We start from the raw sequence: 9,003 nt of genomic DNA, 5'->3' as shown, positions 1-9,003 counted from the left end.
GATACGTCACCCCGATCGAAACCCGGGCCCTGACGGCACAAGCTCTCACCCCCGCGGCATAACCACCCGCTGTCCATGCCCAGGGGGGAACTTCAGGTGGTCGACAACTGGGGCCAGTGCGTCTACCAAGCCTGCATCATCCGCCCCACTAAGCAGCCGCCGCAGGTGGCGGGTCCTGCCGTCGCCCCTAACCCGTGCGCCGGCCGCCCAGGCTGCGTCTACGGCGGTCCTGCCGTCGGCCCGAACTCGGGTGGCGTTAAGCAGAGGCCACAAGTGGGCGGTCCGGGCACCGTCCACACCCACCAGAATGAGCCGGACCGGCCCACTAACCAGAGGCCACAGGTGGCCGGTCCGGGCACCGTTATGAACACCAGTTCGTGACAGCTTGGTCGGCGCTTCACCAGTGCGGGCCCCAGCCACCCCAAACCTGACGATCGCCAGTTGGGGGTTGAGGAACATCTCTGTCCGATCGTGCGCTACGCGTCGGCGCTGCAGGTCTGGCAGCGGAAGTCCCGGGCGACAGGGGAACTATCCGCTCGCCTGAACGGGTCCTGTGGTGTGTGAGATCAAATCTGCCCCACCGCCGGAACGAACGGCACGGCCTGCGCCTGTGGTCCGTCGTTGCCTGGACCTTCCTCACAGCGATCGCAGTGGCCGGCGGGGTGTTCTTCACCGTCTGGTCCCTGCTCAACGCCCAGGGCCTAAAAGCGGAGCCCAAGCTCTCGTCCAGCACGCTCTTTGACCTGGTCAAACTGTCTTTCGGGGTGGTCGCCGGGGCCGGTGCCCTTGTTGCTCTGGTGGTGGCCTACCGGCGCCAGCGGGTTGATGAGGACGGCGCCCTGCGCGAGGACACCCGCCTCCACACTGAGCGCTTCACCGCCGCCGTCTCTCAACTCGGCGCAGACTCCGTCGCGGTACGCCTCGGCGGCGTGCACGCCCTGGCCGGCCTCGCCGATGACGCGCCTACCCGCGAGCTCCGCCAAACCTGCATCGACGTCCTGTGCGCCTACCTCCGCCTCCCGTACACCGCCGAGGCCGACCTCCCACAGGATGACGCAGATGCCCGCCACGCATACCTGGCTCTACGCGAAGTCCGGCACACGGTAATCCGCCTCATGCGCGACCACCTACGCCTCACACTCGACCACCCCGACAACTGGCGGGGTCATGATCTGGACTTCACCAGCGTCGTATTCGACGGGGGAGACTTCAGCGCTGCGAAGTTCTCCGGTGGCACGGTCTCCTTCCGCGGTGCGCAGTTCTCCGGCGGCACGGTCGACTTCGCCCGTGCGCAGTTCTCCGGCGGCACGGTCGACTTCGACGGTGCGCAGTTCTCCGGCGGCACGGTCGACTTCGCCCGTGCGCAGCTCTCCGGCGGCACGGTCTCCTTCCGCGGTGCGCAGCTCTCCGGCGGCACGGTCGACTTCGCCCGTGCGCAGCTCTCCGGCGGCACGGTCTCCTTCCGCGGTGCGCAGCTCGCCGGCGGCCGGTTCTTCTTCGGCGGTGCGGAGTTCTCCGGCGGCACGGCCGAATTCCTCTTTGCGGAGTTCTCCGGCGGCACGGCCGACTTCCGCGGTGCGCAGTTCACCAGCGGCACGGTCACCTTCCGCCATGCGGAGTTCTCTGCTGGCACGGTCTTCTTCGGCGGTGCGAAGTTCTCCGGCGGCCGGTTCTTCTTCGGCGGTGCGGAGTTCTCCGGCGGCCGGGCCCTCTTCTACGATGCGGAGTTCTCCGACGGCACGGCCGACTTCAGCTATGCGCAGTTCATCAGCGGCACGGTCGACTTCCGCGGTGCGCAATTCTCAGCCGGCACGGCCGACTTCCGCGGTGCGCAGTTCACCGGCGGCACGGTCGACTTCTCTGCTGCGTTTGGTGCCATGCCGTCCGGCCTGGCGGCGTCGGGGGCCCCTCATCCGACCGGACTGATCTTGCCTCCGGACTGGCTCCCGCCGACGCCCTGATAGGCACGATCCCCCGGCAATCGCACGATCTGACACGGATGTCCCTCAGTCCCCGGGAAGCATGAACGACGGACGTGAGCGCCAGCGTCGCCGACGTCCTGGTGCAGGGGCCCGAGGCTGGTTCGCCCGCGAGCGACTGGCATAGACCCCAAGACCGACTGTCAGCGGATCGCTGACAGTCGGGCATGCCGAAGCTGCCGTACCCCCTGTGGCGGGGGTACGGCAGCCGAGTCCGGTGTCAGGCGATGTGGGCGTACGCGGCGAGCTCGGGGTTCTCCCGGGCGATCTGCTCACGCATTAGCCGGGTCTCCGCATCCTGTTCTTCCGCCTGCCGCTGGGCGGCTTCTCGCTTCGCCCGGCGCCTGACAGCCTCGCGTTCGAGGTCCTCGGCGTACGCGTCCTCCAGCATCTGGTTCCACGTGCGCGCCTCAGCCGCGGCTCGTTCCCGCTCGGCACCCACCGCCGTGAATCCGGCGACCGCGGCCTCGACCTCGGCACGGCACGTCGGGCACAGCCCGTCCTTGGGCGGGGTCCCCCGGCCCGGCATACGGCAGGCAGAGTTCTCGCACGCCCACCAGTCGCCCTGGTCGTCGCGCTGCCCCGGCACGTGCCCCTGCTGGCGGCCCTTCCGGTCCGCCTTGCGTCCCTCGCAGGCCGGGCAGGACACGCCCTTGTCGATGATCACGCCGTCCTCGCACATGGGGTCCGAGCAGTCCTTTGACGGCCGCACGAGCGCGACCGCGACCCCGACCGGTGAGTCGATGCCCTTGCCCTCCGGCATCACGTCCAGCGAGTACCCGTGCGCCCACCACCGGCGCTGGACCCGCTCGGCAAGCTGCTCCGCCGACCGCGAGTCCAGGGCCTGCAGGATCGTGTCCCGCAGTACCTGGGGCCGGTAGGACGGCAGCAGCTGCTGCAGTTCCGCCGGGAATGCCGCCTCCACCGCGCGCACGGTGGCCGCCAGCGCCTTCGACAACCGCTGACCGGCCGCCGGCACCTTCGGCTTCGAGGTCCTGGTCCCGGACTTCGAAGCCGCCTTACGGGGCGGCTTCCCCGCATCCGCCCCGCGCTCCTGGCCCTCGGAGCCCGCGCCGGACCCCTTCGCGTCCGCGCCGGCCTTCTTGGCCAACCCGCGCGACGGGACCGAGATGTCGTGCTTCTTGGTGCGCTTCGGCCCGAGCTTCTCTCGCCGGTTCGCCGCCTCCTGCAAGGCCGCCGCGGTCGGCTCGATCAGCTGCACGGTCCGGACGTCGGACTCCAGCTCGACGGTCGCGAGGAGCTCGGCGACCTCGTCCTCCGTGGCAGGGATGTCGTAGACGACGACCTCGGTCGACCACTGGTTATCCTCGGCGGACTGGATCCGCACCTTCACCACGTACCGGGCCACCTGCAGCAGCCCCATGGCCTTCGCCATGGCCTCCCGGCCGTAGCCGTACTTCTTGCCGATCTCGGCGAGCGTGATCTCCCACCCGTCCTGGTGCCGGATCATCACCGTCAGCAGCGCCAGCGCCATGAAGCTGAGGCCGACCGAGTCATCGACCGTCTCGTTGGGAATCGCTGCGAACCGATTCGGACGGCCTGACCGCTTCCTCATCGCGTCACCGCCGACGCCGGGATGCCGGGCGCGATGACGGAGTTCTTCACGGGGGGCATGTTCGCCGCGACCTGGGCGTGCGCGCCGTCACGGACGTTTGTACGGGCGTGAAGTTCAGCACGGTCTGCGGCGCGGACTTCACTGGAAAAACCTCGGCTGAATCGGTCAAAACGCGCCGTAGTGACCTTGACGGACGAAGCGTCGGGCTGGTTCCGCCCGACAGTGTTGCGTACGCTCATGAGGAGCGTCCTCCAAGTGCTGTTGGAGAGCTTCGACTGGTCCGGAGGTGAGAGTCCGGCCGGTCCGTACTAGCCCCGTCGAAAGACGGGGCTTTTTACGTGACGCAGACCTGTGAGAGCGCCCCGAGGGGCTTGCTGCGACACGCGCTTGGAGCATCTTCCTCTTCCTACATCGAGCCCCAACGCCCGAACACGCGATTTGGTTGCTGGGTCCCGGATCTCCCGCTCGGCGGGCAGGAATCGTTACCTGCCTCCCGTGAGGCGGGAAGCGCGATCACTTGGCGTCCGCGAGGACGGGCGTCAGGCTTCCGGCATAGATGACGTGTGGTTCGTCCGCGTCAGGGGCCTCGAAGCGGGAGGCGTGGCGCCGAAGATCGTCCTCGCTGAAGTACATGGCGTTTGGGTCGTCGTAGGTGTTCTGGTTGCGCTCCTTGATGCGCTCCCAGAGTTCGTCATGGGAGGCAGGCAGGTACACCAGGGTCACGAAAGCCCCCGCCTGCTCGCCGATCTCGCGCCACTCCCCGCGTTCCTCCGCCGTCCAGAAGCCGTGGTCCACGACCACGTCACGGCCAGCAGCGAGGGCGGCGCGCAGCTGGCTGGCGACCTTGCCGAGGATGGGACGCTCCTTGATCTTGTACGTACCGCGCGGATAGTCGCGCCCGTAGTGACCATGCTCGCGCCAGACCAGTTCGTCGGGACACAACCGCAGGAAGCCGCGTGCCTCCAACTCGCGGGCGATCGTGGTCTTCCCTGATCCCGGAAGGCCGGACAGCAGGATCAACCGGGTCGGGCCCCTGCGTTCCGCTAGAGCCCGCATGGTGCGTGTGATCTCCGTCTTCTCGTCCAGGGTCAGCATCCCGAGGCGTCGCGCCGTTAGAAGCGAGTCGAGGCGCGCTTCGGCAGCGTGGATGAGGGTGTCATCGAGCAGCGGTGGGGCCGTCATCCGTCCTCTTTGGTCCAGCGCCGGCCAGGGCCGCCGATGTCGATGCCGTACTCGATCGTCATGCCACTGGTGTCGATGATCCGGGCGGTCAGGACGATGACGGCTGCTTGGGTGTCCTCCGGAATCTCCAGGGGACCGGCGTCTGCCGGAGTCGTAATCCGGGCCCACATAGAGCTGATCCGTCGAGCGACCGGATGTCCGGTGTGGCGAGTGATCACGTCGATTGACGTGCCCACTCCCAGCCGCTTCCCCATCAGCAGCTCGGGCAGGTCCTCGGCAAAGGCTTCTGGGATCCACGACGTGGAGTGCGAGATGACGGCGTTGGTATCTGCGTCACGGTAAGTGCGTGAGCGCCGGATTACGGGGGCGCCCACGGCAATGCCCAGGGCTTCTGCGACGTCCTCGGGAGCGGAGACGATCCCGGCCATGTGTGAGTCGGAGCGCTCGCCAGCCCGCCACGAAGACCCTGTGAGCTTGCTGCGTTCCACGCGCTCAGAGCCGGTCGACAGAGGGGTGTGCTTCCGCACGACCGTTCCGTGACCGCGGGAGGACGTGACTAGGCCGTCGGTCTCCAGTGCCTTGTACGCCTGGTGGACCGTGGTCTTGGACCACTCCTTCTCCCTGGCCAAGTCCTCGATCTTGGGCAGGCGGTCGCCGGGCGCGTACTTGCCGCTCTTGATCTGCGCGGCGAGAGCGTCGGCGAGTTCTCTCCATTTGGGCGGCATGTCCGGTGGCCTCCTCCTTCTCAGCGCCCCCAGTGAACCACAGTCCTGAGAATGAATCACCTAGGGGTGTAATCTCAGTATTGAGTCGCCGAGGTCGATTGACATGGGTTCGCAATACTGGGAATGTCATTCCCGGAAGGCGACGCCGAGTGAGTCCAGCTCACGAAGTGCAACGGCACCGCCATGTCAAAAACGGCGACACCGGAACCGCCTCGGAGCTGTACCGAGCCTGGTGTACCGAGAAGAACTCAACAGAGCGACATGAGGAACAGAGCAACCATTTGCGCTGGTCAGAAAGCCGTATAGGTCGCCAGCGAGAGGTACTTCCAGACAGATTCGGCCCGGCGCATCGCCTGTACGGGATGTGTCGTGGCCGTGGCGGTCTGGCCGCCGACTGCACCACCTGCCCAATCCCGAGAATGCGGCCCCCCGGCCGGCCTGCAAGCAAGACCGGGGAGCCGCGACGGGCCGTCGTCCAACCGATCGAGAGGAACACCGACCCGTGAACATCATCGTTGCAGGACAGCGCATCGTGAGCGAGACCGAGTTCGTCGAGGCCGCGATCGGCTTCACCCCGACCGAGGCGGACCTCGCCGACTTCGCCGAGTTCGTCGCCGAGGGCTACGGCCCCGCCGAACGCCGCAACGAGGTCGACGCCGAGAACGACATCTACTTCCGCGGGCGCAAGCCTTCCCCGCGCCGGGCCCGCAAGCCGCCCCGTACCGCCAACGGCAACGTCGTCCCGCTCCCCCGGCCCCGCAGCGGCGCTGGCCTCATCGAGGACCGGAAGGGGCGGGCGGCATGAGGACCTCCTTCGGAACCTGGATCTACCTGCTGCTCGTGATCAGCGGCGGTGCCTGGGTGCTCGGACTGCAGACCGCCGGGTGGCAGCGCCTCCTGGTCGTGATCGCAGTGCTCGGGATGGCCGTCGCCGATGCCGCGCACACCGCGGTCGTCTCCGAGCTGCGCGAGCGCACCGCCCGTGGGCTCGACTCCCTGTCGACGTGGATCAGGGGCCCGCTCGCCATAGCGGGCGGCGCCTGGCTCACGGGCTTCACCCTCCCCGCCACCGGCCGCGTTGTCCTGGCGGCCGCCGTCCTGACCGTCGTCCTCTTCGAGCGGTCGATGACCGCTCCGGTCGCCAGGGCCGCCCGATGAGCCGGGTGCAGCGGCTGGTCCGCTGGCTCCTGACGTTCGCCGTCGACGTCGACGGCATCCGTCTGATGATCCGCCAGCCCAAGCAGTGGCTGCTGGCCCGCGCCCACCACCCGTGGATCGGCCTCGCGCCGCTGGCGCTGATCGCCGCTGGCACGTACGTCGGGCGGTCCACCCCGTTCTGGCTGTGGACGGTCGCCGTGGTCTACGGCGCGCTGTCCTTCGGCACCGACTCGGTCGGCAACGGCGCCCACTCGTTGTGGCAGCGCGGCCGGATCTGGCAGGACACGATCTGCCCCTGCTGCGACGACCACGGTGACGGCGGCTGGTGGTTCGAGCACCCCGACCTCTCCCCCGACGGCCCCGAGGGCCACGGGCGCACGCCCGATGAGACGCCCCGGCCGTTCTTGACGACCATCACGACCCCCCGCGAGAGGGCGGCCCAGGCCGCGTTCGCCGCGACGACCCTGGAGGGCCTGCGATGAGCGAGGCAACCACCTACCGCGGCCGCGAGCAGATGGACGCGGTCAAGGCGCGCGCGGCACAGGCCGACGCCGCCGCGAACTCCCGGCGGACCAACGCGCTGACCGGGATCGAGATCGACGAGGCCCGGGAGAAGGCCCGAGAGCGCAAGGACCTGCGGGCGCAGGCCGTGAAGACGAAGAAGCTGGAGGAGCGGGGCAAGCGCCGCGACAAGCGCGCGGCCGCCCGCAAGGTCCGCAACGAGCGGCTCGCCGCCGCGATCGGGCAGCCGATGCCCTGGGTGATGACGGTGGTGATCACGTCGATCGCATTCGCCTTCCCCGGCCAGTTCTCGGCGGTGGTCGGCCTCGGCGTCGTCTGGATCCTGGCGCTGCTCGTGCCGGTGTTCATCGAGGGCGCGACGTGGGCGATGGCCTGGCTGCGCAAGTGGGCGGTCGCCAACAACAAGCCCGCGAAGCTCTACACGGTGATGACCTGGCTGTTCGCGTCCGTCGCGGCCGCGCTCAACGCCTGGCACCACCTGGACAAGCCGCAGCTCGCCGTGGTGTTCGCCGCCAGCTCGCTGTTCGGCGTCGCGGTCTGGGAGATCTACATGCACTCCCAGAGCCACGCGGCCGGCGGGCGCGACGCCGCCGACATCAAGCTCGCTCTGCGGCGCCGGGTCCGGCACCCGGGGGTCTCGTGGCGGGCGTCGTGGCTGCGGACGGCGACGATCCCCGCGCTGAGCGAGTCCGACGCCTGGAGCATGGCGTGGCGGCAGAAAAAGGGCACCGAGCCGGGGGTGACGAAGCGGAAGCTCAAGCGGCACAACAAGCTCGCGGGGAAGGTCTCCGAACACGCAGAGAAGGCGTGCGAGCCGAGGCTGACCGCCTCGCTCGATCTGTTCGCCGCGCCGCTGGAGCCGGTCCGCGAGGTGCCCGCCGGACAGGCGTGGGCGATCGACCCGCAGGCCATCGCGCGGATCCTCGCGGACCCCGCGAACGCTAGCCGTGAGGCCCGCGTGGCAGCTTCTGTGAAGGAGATCAATTCAGCTAGCAACAAAGCGAGCGGAAAGCCCGCGCAGGCCGTGCAGGAGCCCCGCACGCGCGACGCGAAGTCGCAGGTCAAGTCCAACAACCCCCCGGCCGCGCGAGGCCGGGACAAGGGCCTCCAGGACGGTTCCGCGAAGCAGGCGCGCGCGGCCCGCACGCTCGCTGCGGAGACCGCCCGCGCGGCCACCCCGGAGCAGGCCGAAGCAGAGAAGCGCGCGGCCCGCGAGTGGGTCGCCGAGCAGCTGCGCGCGGGCCGCGAGGTCGGCTGGCGCGACGTCCAGCGGTACTTCGAGAAGGACATCCCCGAGCAGCACATGCGCGTCATGCGCGGGGAGACCTGGTGCCGCGCGCGGATCAAGGAGGCCGTCGCCGAGCACGACGGTGACAAGCCGCTGCAGCTGGTCGGTTGATGGGCCGCGGGTACGTCAGGTTCTGGGACCCGGACGCCGAGCGGTTCGACATCCCGACGTGGCCATGGAAGCTCGCGCCGGCGCATCTGAAGACCCGCGACCAGCTGGTCGAGATGGGGCTGCGGCCCCATCAGCCGCCCGCCGGTCAGGTCATGTGGAACAACAAGAAGCTGGGTGTCCGTCGCGCGTACTTGTTCGACATCGAGCTCGCGGGCCCGCCCAAGAAGCGCTCCCCCGGCCAGATCGCCTCGCTGGAGGCGGCCCGCCGCAAGCGCCGCACCTGCCCGACCTGCGGCGTGGTGCGCGACTACACGATCTCCACCGCGCTCAAGGAGTGCACGACCTGCGCGGACGGCCTCGCGGCCGCCGCCTGAACCACCCCAACCGCGGGCTCCCGGCACTCACTGCCAGGCGGGGGCCGGGAGCCCGCACCCCGTACGGCCCGACCACCACTTTCGCGCG

At 69.1% G+C, this 9,003-nt stretch carries 10 protein-coding genes; 6 read left to right on the top strand and 4 right to left on the bottom strand.

Annotated features, from left to right (window positions below):
* Positions 1-560: 560 nt before the first annotated feature.
* Positions 561-1,961 (top strand): pentapeptide repeat-containing protein, encoded by a 1,401-nt coding sequence (locus tag ACZ67T_RS41450; RefSeq protein ID WP_469991633.1) that lies wholly within the window; start codon positions 561-563, stop codon positions 1,959-1,961.
* 238 nt (positions 1,962-2,199) lie between these two features.
* Here ACZ67T_RS41450 and ACZ67T_RS41445 read toward each other — a convergent pair whose 3' ends face one another.
* From ACZ67T_RS41445 to ACZ67T_RS41430, 4 genes are all read right to left on the bottom strand, one after another.
* Positions 2,200-3,474: a hypothetical protein gene (locus ACZ67T_RS41445; RefSeq protein ID WP_469991631.1), complete on the bottom strand. Its 1,275-nt coding sequence runs from the start codon at positions 3,472-3,474 to the stop codon at positions 2,200-2,202.
* Positions 3,475-3,551: 77 nt separating this feature from the next.
* A complete protein-coding gene (locus tag ACZ67T_RS41440; RefSeq protein WP_469991630.1) occupies positions 3,552-3,794 on the bottom strand; it encodes a hypothetical protein in 243 nt (80 codons plus the stop codon).
* A 274-nt stretch (positions 3,795-4,068) separates the two neighbouring features.
* Complete coding sequence (locus tag ACZ67T_RS41435) at positions 4,069-4,737, bottom strand: P-loop nucleotide/nucleoside kinase family protein (RefSeq protein WP_469991628.1); 669 nt, start codon at positions 4,735-4,737, stop codon at positions 4,069-4,071.
* A complete protein-coding gene (locus tag ACZ67T_RS41430; protein WP_469991626.1) occupies positions 4,734-5,462 on the bottom strand; it encodes a GntR family transcriptional regulator in 729 nt (242 codons plus the stop codon). The genes ACZ67T_RS41435 and ACZ67T_RS41430 overlap by 4 nt, the downstream gene beginning before the upstream one ends.
* Before the next feature lie 502 nt (positions 5,463-5,964).
* Here ACZ67T_RS41430 and ACZ67T_RS41425 point away from each other — a divergent pair.
* Genes ACZ67T_RS41425 through ACZ67T_RS41405 form a run of 5 tightly spaced genes read left to right on the top strand, consistent with a single transcriptional unit; the run spans position 5,965 to position 8,915 of the window.
* Positions 5,965-6,267 carry a hypothetical protein gene (locus tag ACZ67T_RS41425; RefSeq protein WP_469991624.1) on the top strand — a complete coding sequence of 101 codons (303 nt, stop codon included), beginning with the start codon at positions 5,965-5,967 and terminating at the stop codon, positions 6,265-6,267.
* Complete coding sequence (locus tag ACZ67T_RS41420; protein ID WP_469991622.1) at positions 6,264-6,620, top strand: hypothetical protein; 357 nt, start codon at positions 6,264-6,266, stop codon at positions 6,618-6,620. The genes ACZ67T_RS41425 and ACZ67T_RS41420 overlap by 4 nt, the downstream gene beginning before the upstream one ends.
* On the top strand, positions 6,617-7,102 hold the full coding sequence (locus tag ACZ67T_RS41415) for a hypothetical protein (protein WP_469991620.1): 486 nt from the start codon (positions 6,617-6,619) through the stop codon (positions 7,100-7,102). Before ACZ67T_RS41420 ends, ACZ67T_RS41415 begins: the two co-directional genes overlap by 4 nt.
* Positions 7,099-8,541, top strand: a complete 1,443-nt coding sequence (locus tag ACZ67T_RS41410) for a Yip1 family protein (RefSeq protein ID WP_469991619.1) — start codon at positions 7,099-7,101, stop codon at positions 8,539-8,541. Before ACZ67T_RS41415 ends, ACZ67T_RS41410 begins: the two co-directional genes overlap by 4 nt.
* Positions 8,541-8,915, top strand: a complete 375-nt coding sequence (locus ACZ67T_RS41405; RefSeq protein WP_469991617.1) for an RRQRL motif-containing zinc-binding protein — start codon at positions 8,541-8,543, stop codon at positions 8,913-8,915. Before ACZ67T_RS41410 ends, ACZ67T_RS41405 begins: the two co-directional genes overlap by 1 nt.
* Positions 8,916-9,003: the final 88 nt, after the last annotated feature.

This window comes from Streptomyces sp. NPDC107517 (assembly GCF_055582645.1).
This window is presented reverse-complemented; position numbering and strand designations above follow the sequence as displayed.

Coding starts and splice junctions, on each gene's coding strand:
- ACZ67T_RS41445 (WP_469991631.1), bottom strand. CDS start 3,474: ATGGCGCTGGCGCTGCTGACGGTGATGATCCGGCACCAGGACGGGTGG.
- ACZ67T_RS41440 (WP_469991630.1), bottom strand. CDS start 3,794: ATGAGCGTACGCAACACTGTCGGGCGGAACCAGCCCGACGCTTCGTCC.
- ACZ67T_RS41420 (WP_469991622.1), top strand. CDS start 6,264: ATGAGGACCTCCTTCGGAACCTGGATCTACCTGCTGCTCGTGATCAGC.
- ACZ67T_RS41415 (WP_469991620.1), top strand. CDS start 6,617: ATGAGCCGGGTGCAGCGGCTGGTCCGCTGGCTCCTGACGTTCGCCGTC.
- ACZ67T_RS41430 (WP_469991626.1), bottom strand. CDS start 5,462: ATGCCGCCCAAATGGAGAGAACTCGCCGACGCTCTCGCCGCGCAGATC.
- ACZ67T_RS41405 (WP_469991617.1), top strand. CDS start 8,541: ATGGGCCGCGGGTACGTCAGGTTCTGGGACCCGGACGCCGAGCGGTTC.
- ACZ67T_RS41435 (WP_469991628.1), bottom strand. CDS start 4,737: ATGACGGCCCCACCGCTGCTCGATGACACCCTCATCCACGCTGCCGAA.
- ACZ67T_RS41410 (WP_469991619.1), top strand. CDS start 7,099: ATGAGCGAGGCAACCACCTACCGCGGCCGCGAGCAGATGGACGCGGTC.